At 53.9% G+C, this 15528-nt stretch carries 20 protein-coding genes; 16 read left to right on the forward strand and 4 right to left on the reverse strand.

Annotation, left to right across the window (positions count from 1 at the left end):
• Positions 1-115: 115 nt before the first annotated feature.
• From WC600_02535 to WC600_02550, 4 genes are all read left to right on the forward strand, one after another.
• Positions 116-1375, forward strand: a complete 1260-nt coding sequence (locus tag WC600_02535; protein MFA4901602.1) for a CoB--CoM heterodisulfide reductase iron-sulfur subunit A family protein — start codon at positions 116-118, stop codon at positions 1373-1375.
• Entirely contained in the window at positions 1372-3540 is a 2169-nt protein-coding gene (locus WC600_02540; protein MFA4901603.1) for an FAD-dependent oxidoreductase, read from the forward strand. Before WC600_02535 ends, WC600_02540 begins: the two co-directional genes overlap by 4 nt.
• Before the next feature lie 12 nt (positions 3541-3552).
• Positions 3553-4668: a quinone-interacting membrane-bound oxidoreductase complex subunit QmoC gene (qmoC, locus tag WC600_02545; protein MFA4901604.1), complete on the forward strand. Its 1116-nt coding sequence runs from the start codon at positions 3553-3555 to the stop codon at positions 4666-4668.
• Between the two features lie 294 nt (positions 4669-4962).
• Complete coding sequence (locus WC600_02550; protein ID MFA4901605.1) at positions 4963-5973, forward strand: GSU2403 family nucleotidyltransferase fold protein; 1011 nt, start codon at positions 4963-4965, stop codon at positions 5971-5973.
• A gap of 136 nt (positions 5974-6109) precedes the next feature.
• Here WC600_02550 and WC600_02555 read toward each other — a convergent pair whose 3' ends face one another.
• Positions 6110-6235 carry a hypothetical protein gene (locus WC600_02555; GenBank protein MFA4901606.1) on the reverse strand — a complete coding sequence of 42 codons (126 nt, stop codon included), beginning with the start codon at positions 6233-6235 and terminating at the stop codon, positions 6110-6112.
• 178 nt (positions 6236-6413) lie between these two features.
• Here WC600_02555 and WC600_02560 point away from each other — a divergent pair, with 178 nt between their 5' ends.
• The 4 genes from WC600_02560 to WC600_02575 all read left to right on the forward strand — a co-directional run bounded on the left by WC600_02560 (position 6414) and on the right by WC600_02575 (position 8397).
• A complete protein-coding gene (locus tag WC600_02560) occupies positions 6414-7217 on the forward strand; it encodes a YkgJ family cysteine cluster protein (GenBank protein MFA4901607.1) in 804 nt (267 codons plus the stop codon).
• Positions 7218-7291: 74 nt separating this feature from the next.
• Positions 7292-7723, forward strand: coding sequence for a CoA-binding protein (locus WC600_02565; protein ID MFA4901608.1), 432 nt, complete (start codon positions 7292-7294; stop codon positions 7721-7723).
• A gap of 47 nt (positions 7724-7770) precedes the next feature.
• Complete coding sequence (locus WC600_02570; GenBank protein ID MFA4901609.1) at positions 7771-8133, forward strand: 4-fold beta flower protein; 363 nt, start codon at positions 7771-7773, stop codon at positions 8131-8133.
• Between the two features lie 54 nt (positions 8134-8187).
• Entirely contained in the window at positions 8188-8397 is a 210-nt protein-coding gene (locus WC600_02575) for a magnesium chelatase domain-containing protein (GenBank protein ID MFA4901610.1), read from the forward strand.
• 79 nt (positions 8398-8476) lie between these two features.
• Here the strand turns inward: WC600_02575 and WC600_02580 are convergent, their stop codons facing one another.
• Genes WC600_02580 through WC600_02590 form a run of 3 tightly spaced genes read right to left on the reverse strand, consistent with a single transcriptional unit; the run spans position 8477 to position 9706 of the window.
• A complete protein-coding gene (locus WC600_02580; protein MFA4901611.1) occupies positions 8477-8815 on the reverse strand; it encodes a hypothetical protein in 339 nt (112 codons plus the stop codon).
• Between the two features lie 39 nt (positions 8816-8854).
• On the reverse strand, positions 8855-9223 hold the full coding sequence (locus WC600_02585; protein ID MFA4901612.1) for a zinc ribbon domain-containing protein: 369 nt from the start codon (positions 9221-9223) through the stop codon (positions 8855-8857).
• Positions 9224-9259: 36 nt separating this feature from the next.
• Positions 9260-9706, reverse strand: a complete 447-nt coding sequence (locus WC600_02590) for a hypothetical protein (protein MFA4901613.1) — start codon at positions 9704-9706, stop codon at positions 9260-9262.
• 387 nt (positions 9707-10093) lie between these two features.
• On the opposite strand from WC600_02590, the gene WC600_02595 reads away from it, so the two are divergent.
• The 8 genes from WC600_02595 (at position 10094) to WC600_02630 (ending at position 15500) form a co-directional block, all read left to right on the forward strand.
• The gene (locus WC600_02595; GenBank protein MFA4901614.1) at positions 10094-11209 is read left to right on the forward strand and encodes a major capsid protein; all 1116 of its coding nucleotides are present in this window, start codon (positions 10094-10096) and stop codon (positions 11207-11209) included.
• Between the two features lie 9 nt (positions 11210-11218).
• Entirely contained in the window at positions 11219-11959 is a 741-nt protein-coding gene (locus tag WC600_02600; GenBank protein MFA4901615.1) for a DUF2213 domain-containing protein, read from the forward strand.
• Positions 11959-12594 carry a hypothetical protein gene (locus WC600_02605; GenBank protein ID MFA4901616.1) on the forward strand — a complete coding sequence of 212 codons (636 nt, stop codon included), beginning with the start codon at positions 11959-11961 and terminating at the stop codon, positions 12592-12594. Before WC600_02600 ends, WC600_02605 begins: the two co-directional genes overlap by 1 nt.
• A gap of 283 nt (positions 12595-12877) precedes the next feature.
• On the forward strand, positions 12878-13090 hold the full coding sequence (locus tag WC600_02610; GenBank protein ID MFA4901617.1) for a hypothetical protein: 213 nt from the start codon (positions 12878-12880) through the stop codon (positions 13088-13090).
• A complete protein-coding gene (locus WC600_02615) occupies positions 13087-13293 on the forward strand; it encodes a hypothetical protein (GenBank protein ID MFA4901618.1) in 207 nt (68 codons plus the stop codon). Before WC600_02610 ends, WC600_02615 begins: the two co-directional genes overlap by 4 nt.
• Positions 13294-13403: 110 nt before the next feature.
• Positions 13404-14018 carry a hypothetical protein gene (locus tag WC600_02620; protein MFA4901619.1) on the forward strand — a complete coding sequence of 205 codons (615 nt, stop codon included), beginning with the start codon at positions 13404-13406 and terminating at the stop codon, positions 14016-14018.
• Positions 14019-14395: 377 nt separating this feature from the next.
• Positions 14396-15193 (forward strand): hypothetical protein, encoded by a 798-nt coding sequence (locus WC600_02625; protein ID MFA4901620.1) that lies wholly within the window; start codon positions 14396-14398, stop codon positions 15191-15193.
• Positions 15194-15311: 118 nt separating this feature from the next.
• Positions 15312-15500: a hypothetical protein gene (locus WC600_02630; GenBank protein MFA4901621.1), complete on the forward strand. Its 189-nt coding sequence runs from the start codon at positions 15312-15314 to the stop codon at positions 15498-15500.
• Positions 15501-15528 lie beyond the last annotated feature (28 nt).

Here is a 15528-nt window from a genome sequence, read left to right on the forward strand (position 1 = left end):
TTGAACCCATATTCACAATGTATTATACATGGGGAAAGTGGGTCTCAGGGCCTGGGCCGGAGCCGAGACATGGCCGATGCTCTGGATCGCTTCAACGTCCCCAAGGAGGACTTGTGTGAACGCCGATAGCAAAATTCTGGTCATCGGGGGAGGCATGAGCGGCCTCACCGCGGCCCTGGAGGCGGCGGAAGCCGGGTCTCAGGTGATCATCACCGAGGCGGCCCCCTACCTGGGCGGCCGGGTTGCCCAACTCCACCGATATTTTCCCAAGCTCTGCCCTCCCACCTGCGGTTTGGAAATCAACTTTCGCCGGATCAAAGAAAATCCCAATATCACGTTTTATACCATGGCGGAAGTTACCCAGGTCAGCGGCAGCGCCGGCGATTTCGACGTCACCGTCAAGGTGCAGCCGCGCTACGTCAATGATCGTTGCGTAGCGTGCCATGCCTGTGCAGAAGCCTGCACCGAGTGGCGGGTCAATGATTTCAACTACGGTCTGGACAAGACCAAAGCGGCCTATCTGCCCTATGATATGGCTTTTCCGCAAAAATACGTCATCGACAAGAGCATCTGCAGCGGCGACTGCGGGCAGAAGTGCCTGGAGGCATGTAAGTACGACGCCATCGAACTGCACATGAAACCCCAGACCCTGAACTTCAACGTCGGTGCTATCATCATGGCCAGCGGCTGGGAACTCTACGATGCCACCAAGATGGACAACCTGGGGTTCGGCCAGGTGGCTAACGTCATCACCAATATGCAGATGGAACGCCTGGCGGCCTCCAACGGCCCCACCGGCGGCCAGATCCTCAGGACCAGCGACCAAAAGCCGCCCAAAAAAGTGGCCTTTGTCCAATGCGCCGGCTCCCGGGATGAAAACCATCTCCCGTACTGTTCCTACATCTGCTGCATGGCCTCCCTGAAACAGGCCACCTACTTGCGGGAAAAGGACCCGGAAACCGAGGTCTATATCTTCTATATCGATATCCGTACTCCCGGCCGCTATGAGCAGTTTTACTGGAAGGTCCGGGACGATGAGCATGTCCATCTGATCAGGGGTAAAGTGGCCAAGATCACCCAGGAACCCGGGACCGACAATGTTGTGGTGGTGGCCGAAAATACCGCCACGGGCAACAAAGAGAGCATGGTCTTCGATATGGTGGTCCTGGCGGCGGGCATGGTGCCCTCTACCAAAGCCTCCCCCTTCGCCCTGCCGTTGTCTTACACGCCGGATGGCTTCGTCATTCAAGACCTGATGCCGCCGGGAGTCTATGCCGTGGGAACCTTGAAGGGCCCCCTGGATGTGACCAAGTCGGTGCAGGATGGCACCGGGGCCGCCCTTAAGAGTCTCATCGCCCTGGGCAGGAGGTCATGATGGAAAAGAAATACGGAGTCTATCTGTGTAAAGGCTGCGGCATCGCCGATGCCGTTGATTTTGAGAGCCTCACCAAAATAATCAAAAAAGAGTGCAAAATCCAGCACATCAAAGAAGCTGACATCATGTGCAGCCCTGAGGGCCGCGCCATGATCCTGGAGGACATGAAGCCCGAAGGCGAAGGCATCAACGCCATCGTCATCGCAGCCTGCTCCCCCCGGGTAAAATACGAAGAGCTGGATTTTCCCAATGCCATCGTCGAGCGCTGCAACATCCGGGAGTTGGTGGCCTGGACCCAGGAGCCCAAGGTTGAAGCTACCCAGTTGCTGGCGGAAGATTATCTCCGCATGTACTGCGCCAAGGCCAAAAAGGACGAGCTGCCTGAGCCCTACCAGACCGAATGCGACAAGACCATTCTGGTTATCGGCGGCGGCACCGCGGGTTTGAGTGCGGCACTGGAAGCGGCCAACGACGGCTATGCCGTGGTCCTGGTGGAAAAAGAGGCGCAGTTGGGCGGGTTCGCGGCCAAGATGTACCGGCAGACCCCCACCAGCTACCCCTACACCACCCTCCAGGAGCCGGTGGTCTTCAAGAAGATCCAGGAAGTCCAGAATCATCCCAAGATCAAGGTGATGACCTCGGCGACCCTGGAAAAACTCGATGGCCAGCCCGGTCTGTTGGACGCGGACATCAAGGTGGGCGGCGACGTCGAGACCTTGCGGGTCGGCACTGTGGTTATGGCCGCAGGGTGGAAGCCCTACGACGCCACCAAGCTCACCAAGCTGGGCTACGGCCTGTCCAAGGACATCATTACCAGTATCGAAATGGAAGAGATGGCCAAGGCGGGCAAGATCGTGCGGCCCTCCGACGGCAAGGCGCCGCAATCGGTGGCCTTTATTCAGTGCGCCGGTTCACGGGACCCGGACCATCTGCCCTACTGCTCCAGCTTCTGCTGCATGGCCTCCTTAAAGCAGGCCGTCTATGTGCGGGAGCAGCACCCCAATGCTACGGCTATGATCCTTTATAAGGACATCCGGACGCCGGGGCTGACGGAGCTGTTCTACAAGCAGGTGCAGAGCGACGCCGGCGTCATGCTCACCAAGGCCGAGATCGCCGAAGTCAGCCTGGGTAATGGCGGCAATATCCTGATCAATGCCACCGACACCCTCCTGGGTGAAAACGTCATCTTCGAAGCCGACCTGGTGGTTTTGGCTGTGGGTATTGTGCCCTTAACCGCCGACGAGTCCGTGCTCAACCTGGGGTATAAGCAGGGACCGGCCTTGCCCGACCTGGATCTATACCACGGCTTTGCTGACTCCAACTTCATCTGTTTCCCGTACGAAACCCGGCGGACCGGCATCTACGCCGCGGGTTGCGTCCACCAGCCCATGGATATGGCCATGGCTGTCGAAGACGGCATCGGCGCCGCCTGCAAGGCCATTCAGGCCGCGGAGCACGTGGCTGCGGGCATGGCGGTGCACCCCCGGGCCTGGGACGAGACCTTCCCGGACCCGTTCATGCAGCGTTGCACATCCTGTAAGCGGTGTACTGAAGAGTGCCCCTTCGGCGCTATCGAAGAAGACGAAAAAGGCACCCCCTTTTATAAGATCAACCGCTGCCGCCGGTGCGGCACGTGCATGGGGGCCTGTCCGGAACGGATCGTATCCTTTAAGGACTTCAATGTTGACCTCATCGGTTCCATGATCAAGAGTGTGGATGTGCCGGACCTCGAGGATGAGGACGATCCGGCGGCGCCGTTCCGCATCATTGGCTTGGTGTGCGAAAACGACGCCTACCCGGCCCTGGACGCAGCCGGACTGCACAAGCTGCGCTTAAACCCGTATGTCCGTTTCATTCCCCTGCGCTGCCTGGGGTCCTTCAACATGGTATGGATCACCGATGCCCTGTCCAAGGGCGTTGATGGCATTATCTTGTTTGGCTGCAAATCCGGCGACGACTATCAGTGCCACTTCGCCAAGGGCAGCGAGCTCTGCGAATACCGCCTGAGCAAGCTGTCGGAAACCTTGGATAAGTTGGGTCTGGAGTCTGACCGGGTGCTCCAATACCCGATTGCCCACTCCGATTTCGATCGCCTGCCGAAGATTCTCGACGACTTTGTGACTCGGGTGCGCGAGATCGGCCCCAACCCGTTCAAGGAATTTTAGGAGGTATGATCCATGGCAGGTGAAAAAATCATAAAACCGGACCTCCAATTCGTGAAGCGGGTGATGGCCGCAGGAGGGGACACGGTCAAAAAGTGTTATCAGTGCGATACCTGTTCGGTAGTGTGCAACCTCACTCCCGATGAAAAACCCTTCCCCCGGAAGGAGATGCTCCAGGCCCAATGGGGTCTCACCGAAGTGCTCCAGGACCCGGACATCTGGCTGTGCCATCAGTGCAGTGACTGCACCGTGTACTGCCCCCGGGGCGCCAAGCCCGGTGAGGTCCTGGGCGTCCTCCGGCAGATGTGTATCGAGAAATACGCCACGCCGCCGGTGCTGGCCAAGTCGGTGGGGGACCCCAGGTTCCTGCCGTTGCTCATCGCCTTCCCGATGTTACTCTTGTTCCTGGCCTTAAAGGCCACGGGTCACTGGAACATCCCCGAAGGCCCCATCGTTTTCTCCCACTTTTTCCCCACGCTCCTGGTGGATTTCATCTTCGTGCCCATCTTCTTCTTCGCGGTGGCGGTGCTGGCCAAAGGCGTCATGGCCTTCTGGCAGGATATTAATGCCACTAACCCCTGGAAGGTCAAGGTAGAAGGCAATCTGGTGGGGAATCTTGTAACAACCCTAAAAGACATTTTGATGCACAACCGTTTCAGGGAGTGCGAAGTTACTTATAACCGTTCCACCAACCACCTGTTCCTGGTGTTTGGGTTTGTTTTCTTGTTGATTGTTACCACGTGGGGTTTCCTCAACGAATGGGTTCTGCACCACGAATCACCTTACCCGATCTATGAGCCCATTAAACTGCTAGCCATCGCAGGGACCGCCTCTTTGCTTTACGGTATCTACAACATCCTCAAAGAGCGTCAGGCAAATGCCGAAAAAGCCGGCTACGGCTCCTACTTTGACTGGTTCCTGATCTACGTGATCTTTACTGTGGGTGCAACGGGTCTCGGTGCCTGGCTCTTCCGCCTGGTGGGCATCCGGATCTTGGCCTACCCCACGTACTTCCTGCACCTTACCGCGATCTTCATGCTGTTCTTCTACGCCCCGTACACCAAGCTGGCCCACATCGTCTATCGCACCGTGGCCATGCTCCAGGCCCGCATGTCAGGCCGGGGGTTCTAACCGCGGGCAGGTCAAAGCCGTGAAACACCGCCGGCCCCCTTTGGGGGCCGGTTTTATTTATAGCAAACTTATTTTCAGTCTCTAAAATACCAAGGTAGAACATAATTAATCCTCCTAAATCGCTTGAATTTTAATCGATTTTTGCTCTTCAATATTTCTGTTTCTTTGCTTCCCCTGAGGTTTTAACTCACTATACCCCACATTCTCACTTTACTTGACTTGTGGGGTATATACCCCACAAGCTTGATTTTATGTAATTTGTGGGGTATAGTCGACGATAGAGGGAGTCGATCCATGGTCATTGAGCAGATCTGGGAAGAGAGTCGGGACTATTACCTCGACTATCAAAAAAGACTCATAGGGGAACTGTTGATTTCTCCGGTGGGGTCGATTAAGCGCAGAAAAAGTTGGGGAGGTTGGTTCTTATACCTGCATAAAAGAAAAGGGCAAGGATTTGAGGATGTTTATCTGGGCAGTGAAAGCGACCCGTCAGTAAAAAAGATCGCTGAGAAAATTAAAAATCGTCAAAGATTGATCCGCGAATTACGCTCTGCCAAAAGCGCCTTAAAACTTTTGAGGGCTAATAGAATGTCTCGAGAACTGAAAGATTTCACCGGACCCCTTAGGAAGCTTCTCATAGCAATGGAGGGGTTTGGCTTTTTTGAGGCTGGCATTGAACTTATCGGCAGCTATTGTTTTAAAGTCTATCAAAATCATTTTGGGGTTGAATGGTTTCCTTTACGTACCCTGGATATCGACTTCGCTATACCGATACCCTATAAAGGACCATCTGTGGATTTGGAAGCCGTGCTCAAGGAACTTGGTTTCAGACAGGAATTTTGCGCTGATGGTACCATTATTTATGAAGGTGATGGGCTCAAGATAGAATTTTTACAACCGAGAAAAGGCAGTGGCACAGAAGGGCGATTCCCGGAACTCAAAGCATTATCTACGGTTCCAATACCGCTACCTTATCTTGATATACTGCTTAATAATAAAGTGGAAGTCTCGTTGAGAGACATCGGGCGCATAGCGTTACCATCTATGCCCGCCTTTACTTTGCATAAACTCTTGATCGCTTCTCTTCCTGAAAGAAAAGAAAAACGGGAAAAAGACTATCATCAGGTCTGCGCTGTGGCGAAAAAAATAATCACAGATGGAAATTTAATCGATGAGGTTCATAAAATCTTCGCTGATATGCCGCAAAGTTGGCGCAAAAAAATCGGTGATTCGGCTCGAATTCTGCCAGAGCTTGTTGAAAATTGTCACGTCGATTTTTCGACATTACTACCAGACCGAAAATAAATTTGATGGGATGCGTTGCCACATTAAAATGTATTAGGGGAATGCTATGAGCGCGGAGTACCCTGTCCTGGCCCATAGCAGACCAATCAATAAGTTGCGTCTAAAGAATAAAGAAAAACCCGCAAAAGTTCTCGGCTTAAAGTCTGGCAAAGATATTCAGCAAAAAAATGAAAATAAGGGTAGACAAAGCGGCGATTTCCAGCGTTCTCACCTTCTTTTCCAGTGCGACCACTTTTTGCTCTAGTTCAGAGGTTTGAGCCATAGGTATCTCCTTACGGCAAATTTTTTTACTAATCGGCATAAAGCCATTAATGCTTAAATAAATGTTCCATGGTCTTGGAGGCCACACCTCAGTTCTTCGACCTCATTATAAGATTTTTATTTGGATCAAATTTTGATAAGATATTCATAAGCAAAGAAAAACCGTTAAGGAGTTGAACATGGTAGATTTGAACATGCGGGTGGTGGAGCCTCGGAAACTGACCCCGGAGAGCCGCTTCAAGTTCCGGTGTCATCCCGGGGTGTCCTGCTTCACCGAGTGCTGTGGCAAGACCACCATCATCCTTACCCCCTATGATATCCTCCGCCTGAAAAACCGCCTCAATTTGAAGGCCGCGGACTTCCTGGCAAAATATACCCGGACGGAAGCCCATGACAAATCGGGCCTTCCCATGGTCATCATGGATATGCCCCGGTTCGAGGACCGCTGCCCCTTCGTTAAGCCCGTCGCCGGTTGCTCGGTCTATAGCGACCGCCCGGCCACCTGCCGCTATTATCCGGTCGGCCAGGGCTCCCTCATCACCGAAGAAGGCCTGGATGAATTTTATTTCTTCGTGCGGGAAGAACACTGCCGCGGGTATGATGAGGATGTGGAATGGACCGTCGCCTCCTGGCGGCAAGACCAGGGCGTGGACCAGTATGACGAAATGAATCGGGAATGGAAGATCATGATGCTGCGCCGGGCCGAAAATGGCGGGCCGGTCACCGACGAGCGGGGCAACCGGCTCTTCGCCATGGTCCTGTATGATCTGGACCAGTTCCGGAACTTCGTCTTCAAGAGCCGCTTCCTAAACGTCTTCAGTGTGGACGATGAGGTCCGGGAGAAGATCTGGGACGATGACGAGGAACTCCTGAAGTTCGGCTATCAGTACATCAAAATGGCACTGAAGATTGCGGATGCGGAAACCTTGGAGTTGCTCCAGCCTGTTGGCCCCGGCCCCGGCTCCACGACCATGACCTTCTAACCTTGTCGGCGGGGCCGGGATTTCCTCCCGGCCTTTTTGCCGAAAGGCCTTCCTTAAAAGCAACGAGGGCTGTCATGACCACAACCTCTGAGACTCAGGCCAGCGCCGCGGAAATCACCGAGATTCTGGATAATCACCGGGTGGTGGCGGTGGTGGGGTTGTCCTCCGACCCCAACCGGCCCAGCTTTCAAGTAGCCCACTATTTGCAGGCGCACGGCTACCGCATTGTGCCGGTCAATCCGGGCTGCCGGGAGATTTTGGGTGAAAAGTGTTACGCCAGCCTCCGGGATATTCCTTTCCCGGTGGAAGTCGTGGACATTTTCCGCAAAGTGGATGCCATCCCCGGGATCGTCGATGAAGCCATTGCGGTGGGTGCCAAGGTAATATGGATGCAGCAGGGTCTGGAAGAGGCCGCCTCGGCCCTCAAGGCCAGGCAGGCGGGCCTGAACGTGGTCATGGACCGTTGCCTGAAGATCGAGCATCATCAGCGCCATCAGCATGCATAAAATTCGGGTGGGTGCCCACCTGTTTGCCAGGAAGGAGTCTCGACCCCATGGAAATTACCCTGTTCAACAAGAATGGCAAGCCGGTCTCCTACATCGCCGATGACGGTGAGACCATCTACCTGTGGGATGGCCGCCCGGTGGCGTATCTCTCCGAGGACAAGGTCTACGGCTGGCAAGGCCGGCAATTGGGCTGGTTTCATAACGGCACCGTCTTCGACATCTATGGCCTGCGCGCCGGTTTTATCAAGAGCAAATCCCCCATAGCCACGGAAATGGAACCGCTCAAGTCCCAGAAGCAATTCAAACCGGCCAGGGGGAAAAAACAATCGCAGGTGATCAAACCGATTTTGTGCTACGGTTACTCCAATAATAACCTGGAAGATCTCCTGGAAGCGGAGAGCCCGCACTAACCATATCGTGGTCCAGATAACCGCTCATTACCTGCTTACTCTCCCGGAAAACCCATGCTTGCCAGGGTGAAAAGCGGGGCCCTGTTGGGGGTGGATGCCTACATCGTCGATGTGGAGGTGGACCTAGCCCCGGGCCTGCCCGCCTTTACCACCGTGGGCTTGGCCGAAACCGCAGTCAAAGAAAGTAAAGATCGGGTCAGGGCCGCGGTGAAAAACTCCGGCTATAAGTTCCCCGATAACCGCGTTACTATAAACCTAATCTAATCGGCCAGTATAAGGCGAACCTGGGTAACTACCATTTATTGCTGGGAAGCCGGGCGGCTTAAGGGGGTATTCTTGGCTTTTATTTTACAAATTCCCCATTGACCCAGCCTACGGCGCCACGGGAGCGACCATTCAGAATTCTAACTTTGCGGCGGTAAGATAGCCGAGAACTACCAGATTTAATAACCGAACATTGAGTGCCATTATCTACCAGAGCGGCGATAGTCTGAAGAAAAAGAGGATCAGAGGGTTCTTTTTTTTCAGAAATGTGTTTGATGGCATAGTCCATCAAGTCCTCGGTTTTAAAGACGATAACTTTCCCGCTAGGAGCTTCCAAGGTTTCTGCAAATCCTGGAACGGCTAAAAGAAATGCTAAAAATAGGGAAAATATGCCAATCTTCTTTCGAAAATGTAGCATGACCGCCTCCTGCTTTTATATTTTCATTTCTTTTCTAACTCAACTCCCCCGCCTTGTGAAGTCGAATTTGATTTCCTTCTTTGGTTCAATTTCCTGCTTCCCTTGGTCAAAACTAAAGGTTTCCCCGCAATAACGGCATTTCTTGGCAGCCTTCTTGATAGTTTCCGCACACTGGGGGCAAACTTTGGTTTCATCTTCGGGTTCAGGAGAGTAGGGAATTGGGGGCAATTCATGGGCTATTATGACTGGAGGTATCTCATCTTTGTTAGAAGAAATAAGAAGTGCAAAGAGAAGTCCAAAAGGACCCAAGAGAATCCCGAGCAAAAACCAGCCAAATACGCTGCGGCCCTTGTTGGAGGCTGCAATAGCCGCCCCGATACCAAAGAGAATCCAAATAATCAGGAGCATGATGACCCCTCCTGATACCCCCTATACCCGGGTAGCCTAAGCGGGCCTTTTGCCGGAAAAGCGATCATAATCATTAGTAAACTGTGATTGCAGCTCCCTTGGCGACCGAAAAAGGCAACCCTTCGGCCTCGTGGCCCCGGGGTCAATTCGAACCTTGCCCCCTACCAGGCTTATATTCAGACCATCCTCTTGGGGATACAGTTCCTTCTTGCAGTCCTGGTCCGGGCAGCGGGTAAACTCCTGTCTGTCGTCTCCGCTATGGTTGAAGAAATGCGGGATGAGAACTTCTTTATCGTTTGATTCCTTCACTTCCATTTCGCCCCACATCAACTGCCTACAGTTTCTACAGGCCAAAATGTAAAGTACCTTGACTCGGGGGGCGTATTTGGGGATATTCCGCCACTGCTCTTTAAGGTCTTCATCTCTAACGTTTTCGTCCCAATAAGTCGCCTTGTAGATTTCCGCCTCCACCTTCCTTTCCATGGCCTACCTCCATTCTTATCCCTTGCACACTTGGAAGGCATTGTCAAAGAAAATCGCCCCCTTAAAAAAATATTAGGCGTCCAATTAGGGGTTAGGGCCGGAAATATTTATATTAAAGTTAACCTATATTTATAGCCAAAAACAACCCACTTTATCCGGGGGGTAACGCATGAATCTAAAGGAAGCAAGACGAAGTAAGAACATGAGCCAGGTGGAACTTGCAAAGAAAATCGGCGTAACAGTGTTGATGATTTCCTTGTACGAAAACAATAGGTCGATACCCCGGCCCGCAACGAGAAAGAAAATCGAGCAAGTCTTGGGGCTGGTTGACTGGCCTACGGAAAGGACGCAGCACCTCAAGGTGCCGACATTAATAGGAGGTAAAACATGATCCATATCAGCGAAAGTCAGATGGAGCGCTTGCTTGGCATGAACCGGGCAATCAGCGGCCCGTTTGAGCCGGGGGCATATCGCCCGTTCATCGGCAGTGACGGTAAAACTTACGTTACCATCAAAGACGGCGTAAACAGACCAATGATCAACTCCGCCGGTGCAACTTACATGGCCTTTGAGCCCAACGGCAAACTCAAAACTGTTATGGCTGGCCCCGATGTTTACGCAACATTGCGCCGGGACGAATGGAAGCAGTTGGATGAAACGGTTTTGGAGACCGCCCACATTCACCTTGTCGGCATTCAGGACCTCATCAATGCCGGGCTAACCGTCAACATTCCCTCCTTGGGCACCACCGAATTTGAGAGCCATACAATGAGCGAGTCGATGGAGGCCGGGGTTAGCATGGACCCTGCGGTCCGCACCAGGAAGGACAGGCCCGAATACGGGGCGGTGTACACGCCCATGCCGTTGATTCACTCGGATTTCTCCATTGGAAAGCGCCCATTGGAGGCCAGCCGCAAAGGCACCGGCTCCGACTTGCAGGTGGATTCCGTTGCCCAGGCGACCCGCGTCGTCTCCGAACGCCTGGAGAGGATGCTGTTCGCCGATGAGACCTATAAATTCGGGCGGGGCTTGGTTTACAGCTACACGAATCATCCTGACAGGACCCAAAAAGTCCTGGTTGAAAGCTGGCTTACGGCCGATCCGGGGGATATCCTGGACGATGTTCTTGGCATGGTGCAGGCCAGCCTTGAGAGCCGACATTACGGCCCCTGGACGCTCTACATCCCCGCCGCCTACACGATTGTGATGGACCGGGATTACGTTCTGTTGGAGCAGGGCAAAATGTTGATACGGGACCGTCTTATGAAGGTCGAAGGTATCAAGGACATTAAGGCAGCCCCCTTCTTGGCCGACGACAACATCTTGCTCGTCAGCATGGAATCCAGCACTGTCAGACTGCTTCACGGCCTTTCCCCCACCGTTCTACAATGGACGCTCAACGGGGGGTTCACGAATGAATTTGCGGTCGTGGCCTGCATGATCCCGCAGATCAGAAGTGATCATTACGGTCGGTCTGGCATTGTTCACGCTGCCACGTTGTAGGGAATGGCGATGGAATACCTCACCGTCTATCTGGAAACCCCGTGGACCCGCCAAGGGGGCAACTTCGTAGCCCCTTGCACATTGATGGTGGAGGGAGTTCACTCGGGGAGCCATGGGCCGGTCTTCCACCCCGCCCACGTTCTCAAGGCCAACACCCCGAAGTGGGAAGGCCAGCCCGTGACCGTTGATCATCCCAAGCAAGACGGCCAATACGTTGACGTCAACAGCTCAAAGGCGATCTGGGATAAATATGTCGTCGGCCGGGTGACCAAGCCATATTACGATGAGAACAAGAAGGCCATTAGGGGCACGATCCAGATTCCTGCGAACCATGCCAGGGCGGCGGAGATCATAAAGCTCCCCGGCGAGGTCAGCGTCGGGATTTTCTCCGATTACACCGAAACATACGGCCAGCATGGCGGCCAGGAGTACAATCGCTGTTCCATCACCCACGAACCAAACCATTTGGCCATCTTACCTGATGGGGTTGGCGCATGTTCAAAAAAAGCAGGGTGCGGCCTAAGAGTGAACAGCGGCGTGGAGATACTTGGAGACGCCCTTGCACAATGGATCAACAATTTACGAAGAGAGGCGAGAAACAACATGGAAAACAACCACGAACATGAGGCCGTTTATCCAATCGAAGTCCTTGAAGCCGAGTTCCTCGAACAGCAAAAGGCCCGCAAGCAGCCGGAACAGTCAGAGCAGGACCACTCTGACGAGGCCGTCTTTCCCCCGGAGGTGGTGTGATGCCCAGGCGCTACAAGATCGGCGAACAAGTGGAGTACGACCAACAGTTTGACCATTTGAAAGAGCAATCGGCCTTTCTGAATCCCAAGGGCCGGGTGATAAACAACCTTCTAATGGAGGCCACCAACGATCCTGATTCGCTGCTGGCTGAGTGGATGAAAACCAATCTCCCCAAGTCCCAGGCCGCCCTTGAGGCCGCCATTCAGGATTTCGACAAGGCCAGGGACAAGGCGTGGCGATGTGGCAAGCCGGTTCCTGAGAACGAACCCGATGCCATACGGGAAAAGCGGCTCAGGGCAGAGGCCAAGGTTGATATCGTCGCCGATGAAATCGTGGCCCTGAAACGCATGGCAGAGGCCAAGAAAAAGGCCGAACTCGCCCGGAAGGCGACCCCGATCCTGCCACACGGCCCCTGCGGTCTTGCAATCGGCGAGCCGGTTCGGATGATTGACAATCAGGATGTCGTGGAGCGGGACGGCGAGCTGTTCATAAGCTGCAAGGGGTCGCCCTATGACGGCCTTGCCTTGCCCGTATACAACGTCGAAATTGTGATGCCGTTCTTGCGTGCCTGCCGCATGGCACGGAAGGAAGGCGGCAGGGCCGACGCCCCCTGGCCTAAAAGGGCCGAGGCATAAAGGATTTTTGTAGGAGTAGTCGATGTTTGCGTTCACTTGCATATCGGCCCATGCCCAGGCGGAGTTCACCCCGGTCCTCCTTTCCGGCACCGCACAGCATAGCCCACCAACCGGCCTTGGCCCCGGACATTAGCCCGCTTCCCTCGCTGGACGGGCTGTCCGGGGCCAAGGCCAACCTTTATCGGGGTGCCTGATTATCGGCCCTGTTTGGGCTGAAAACCCTAACTTAAGTTAGGGCTAACGAGATTTTAAATCGGGGCCGGAAGAGTAAAGGAGAAATAAGATGATCGAAATCGAAGGATGGGCGGTCCAGATGACGGAAAAGGCGGTGCTTTTCGTCCCGCAGTCACAAATGGACCGGCCGTGCTGGCTGCCCAAGAGCCAGGTCAGCGTCTCCATCGGCGAATGGAGCGACACCTTGCTTATTCCCGAATGGCTGGCGCAAAACAATGGCCTTCGGGTCTTACCCCGGGCTCCCAGGAGGTCCGCCAGATGAGCGCCGAAGAATATGAACGCCTGGCCGCTATTTACACACCGAAGCCGGCCCGGAGGACCTGCCTTCAGTGTGATAAAAAATTCGATTCCCAGGACCCGGAAAACCGGATTTGCAAGCCCTGCCGAAAGGCCCTGGGTATACCTCTTGCCGATGCGCCGGGGCCGCCGCCGGGTCGAGGGCGGTTGGATGGAAACCAACTATAATATGAACAGAGAGTTTCCCTTGGCTTACTGGGGCCTGAGAATCCCAGGAAAAAGGGGCGGTGCCTCCACACCGCTCCTGCCCAGGGAATTATGCCTTGGAGGGGGCAACGATGGACGACAAAAAACTTCCCAGACGACCTGACGGCACATTCGTCACCCCGATCAAAAGAACCGAAGCCCAGCCCGGTACAGAGAAAGCCCAGCCCAAAGAATGCCCCGAGTTCGGCAAGGGATACAAGGCCAAGGACCCAACCTGCAAGAAATGCCAGCGGGCCAAAGAATGCCGGATGGTCATGGCCGAAGTCAAAAAAATTAAGGAAGATTGGTGGGCGTTCGACCGGGACATGGCCTTCCGCCTGATTGCCCTCAACAATTATAACGCCACAAAGCTATTCCTCATCTACAGGAACCGCGCCAACAATAAGGTTGAAGTGAATAAGGAAGGCATGGCCTACGGGGAAACCTTCGTCGGTAACGAGACCCTGGCAAGGGAAGCCGAGATCAGCGAGGGATACATCCACAGGGCCAACAACATACTGGCTAAGGCCGGTCTGGTGGCCTTCGTAAGGCGGAAGTACCCTGGCGGCCCCTGGGTGAAGCGTGTGGCCATGGCCCCCGATGAGTTTGTGCAGGGCTTGGCGATGAATAGGAAAACTGGCCTGTCATTGAAGGATGCTGTCGTTCAGGAGCGTATGCCAACGCCACCCTTACCCCTTAAGGTTTAAGGGGTACGTACCCCCTAAAGTTTAAGGCGTATGGTACCCTATAAGATTTAAGGTGTACCGTACCCCTTAAGGTTTAAGGACATAAAGAGAATAAGTTATTAATGAGAATAAGTATTAATGAGAATAAGGTTAACAGCTATCTAAAGATAGCTAGGGCTTCTTTCAGGTTGCTACGCAACCTTTCAGAAACCTTTCACTGGTTTGGTTCCCTCATCATAAGGAGGCGATCTTGGGAAAAACAAACGCTCCCTTAAAAACAATAGCGAAGCGCCCTAAACGGCCTTTAAATAAGCATAGCGCTCAGGGTCCGCCCCCCCTGGCCTGTTTAATAATGATTATTGACAAATAACAATTATTGGCTTAAAGGAGATTCCACTATGCCCAGAGCTTGCCAGATATGTAATCACCCTGAGCGGTTAGCAATAGAACGGGAGATTGTCTCCGGTAAATCCAAAACCTTGATATCCCGCACATACGGGGTCAGCACCGATTCTATCGCCAATCATCAGGAAAGCCATTTGTCCCGTCAGCTTACCCAGGCGTGGACCCGGAAGTCCGGTTTGGAGGTCATGGGGCTGATGGCTGACATAGAGGACCTGGTGAGTAAGGCCCGGCTGATCTTCGACCGGAACTTTGAGAAGAATAGCACGGCTGGCGACCTCACCGCCTTAAACGCCTTGCGGGAGCAGAGGGGAGTCTTTGAGTTGCTGGTGAAGATCGCCGCCCTCTATCACGAGGCCCGGCTGCTGGAATTGCAAGGCTCCCAGGATCACCTTGAGCAGGAACAACAGGCCCGGACCAAAGAGGGCATGTCCAGGCTGACCTTTGAAGAGGTGGAGGCCCTGCTCTACTTAACCCGAAAGATGGATGGCGCAGAGGTCCCCGACGCCGACATACCTGCTATCTTTAAGGCCCCGGCCCCCAGGACCTTGCCCCCGCCCTTGCCCAGGCCCAAAACACCCCCTACAACCGATTCTAAGCCGGTGTACGCCGATGATCTCCCCGACCCTGGGGATAGCCCTGGGGAACCGGAGCAGGAGCCAGAGACAGTGCCAGAGCCGAAACCCCGGAGCCTACCGCCCCAGCATGTTACAGAGATCGGTGAGGCCAGCCGGGCGGAACAAAAGCAGTTCGTCAATGAGCTGCGCGGGGGGAATGTCAGGGTTGGGCGATAGCGAAAAGGAACCTTATAAAAATATCCTGACATCTATAAAAAATGGTAGACTTTCTATTGCTTTTATCTTATAATTTAACCAGTTTTAGAGGTTAAATTAAAAAGTGGAGGGAAAAGCAATGGCAATCGACCTGAAAGCATTGGGCGTGACGGAAAAGGAAGCTGAGACCCTAATCCGCAGGGACAAGGCCCGGAAGGACAAGGACCGCCGCAATTGGACCCGGCAACGGCTCCTTATCCGCAAGGCAAAGGCAGCCGGGATCGAAGTAACGGATGCAGAGATTGACGCCGAACTCGCCAAGAAGTAAAACCTGGTCAGCAAGGGGAGGGGAAGGC

This window comes from Desulfobaccales bacterium (genome assembly GCA_041648175.1).
Taxonomy (GTDB): domain Bacteria; phylum Desulfobacterota; class Desulfobaccia; order Desulfobaccales; family 0-14-0-80-60-11; genus 0-14-0-80-60-11.

Excerpts from the sequence above, each read along its gene's own strand:
- WC600_02615 (MFA4901618.1), top strand. The coding sequence starts at position 13,087 with ATGAGCGCCGAAGAATATGAACGCCTGGCCGCTATTTACACACCGAAG.
- WC600_02625 (MFA4901620.1), top strand. The coding sequence starts at position 14,396 with ATGCCCAGAGCTTGCCAGATATGTAATCACCCTGAGCGGTTAGCAATA.
- WC600_02600 (MFA4901615.1), top strand. The coding sequence starts at position 11,219 with ATGGAATACCTCACCGTCTATCTGGAAACCCCGTGGACCCGCCAAGGG.
- WC600_02540 (MFA4901603.1), top strand. The coding sequence starts at position 1,372 with ATGATGGAAAAGAAATACGGAGTCTATCTGTGTAAAGGCTGCGGCATC.
- WC600_02585 (MFA4901612.1), bottom strand. The coding sequence starts at position 9,223 with ATGCTCCTGATTATTTGGATTCTCTTTGGTATCGGGGCGGCTATTGCA.
- qmoC (MFA4901604.1), top strand. The coding sequence starts at position 3,553 with ATGGCAGGTGAAAAAATCATAAAACCGGACCTCCAATTCGTGAAGCGG.
- WC600_02630 (MFA4901621.1), top strand. The coding sequence starts at position 15,312 with ATGGCAATCGACCTGAAAGCATTGGGCGTGACGGAAAAGGAAGCTGAG.
- WC600_02620 (MFA4901619.1), top strand. The coding sequence starts at position 13,404 with ATGGACGACAAAAAACTTCCCAGACGACCTGACGGCACATTCGTCACC.
- WC600_02605 (MFA4901616.1), top strand. The coding sequence starts at position 11,959 with ATGCCCAGGCGCTACAAGATCGGCGAACAAGTGGAGTACGACCAACAG.
- WC600_02595 (MFA4901614.1), top strand. The coding sequence starts at position 10,094 with ATGATCCATATCAGCGAAAGTCAGATGGAGCGCTTGCTTGGCATGAAC.
- WC600_02560 (MFA4901607.1), top strand. The coding sequence starts at position 6,414 with ATGGTAGATTTGAACATGCGGGTGGTGGAGCCTCGGAAACTGACCCCG.
- WC600_02575 (MFA4901610.1), top strand. The coding sequence starts at position 8,188 with ATGCTTGCCAGGGTGAAAAGCGGGGCCCTGTTGGGGGTGGATGCCTAC.
- WC600_02555 (MFA4901606.1), bottom strand. The coding sequence starts at position 6,235 with ATGGCTCAAACCTCTGAACTAGAGCAAAAAGTGGTCGCACTGGAAAAG.
- WC600_02570 (MFA4901609.1), top strand. The coding sequence starts at position 7,771 with ATGGAAATTACCCTGTTCAACAAGAATGGCAAGCCGGTCTCCTACATC.
- WC600_02565 (MFA4901608.1), top strand. The coding sequence starts at position 7,292 with ATGACCACAACCTCTGAGACTCAGGCCAGCGCCGCGGAAATCACCGAG.
- WC600_02610 (MFA4901617.1), top strand. The coding sequence starts at position 12,878 with ATGATCGAAATCGAAGGATGGGCGGTCCAGATGACGGAAAAGGCGGTG.
- WC600_02550 (MFA4901605.1), top strand. The coding sequence starts at position 4,963 with ATGGTCATTGAGCAGATCTGGGAAGAGAGTCGGGACTATTACCTCGAC.
- WC600_02580 (MFA4901611.1), bottom strand. The coding sequence starts at position 8,815 with ATGCTACATTTTCGAAAGAAGATTGGCATATTTTCCCTATTTTTAGCA.
- WC600_02590 (MFA4901613.1), bottom strand. The coding sequence starts at position 9,706 with ATGGAAAGGAAGGTGGAGGCGGAAATCTACAAGGCGACTTATTGGGAC.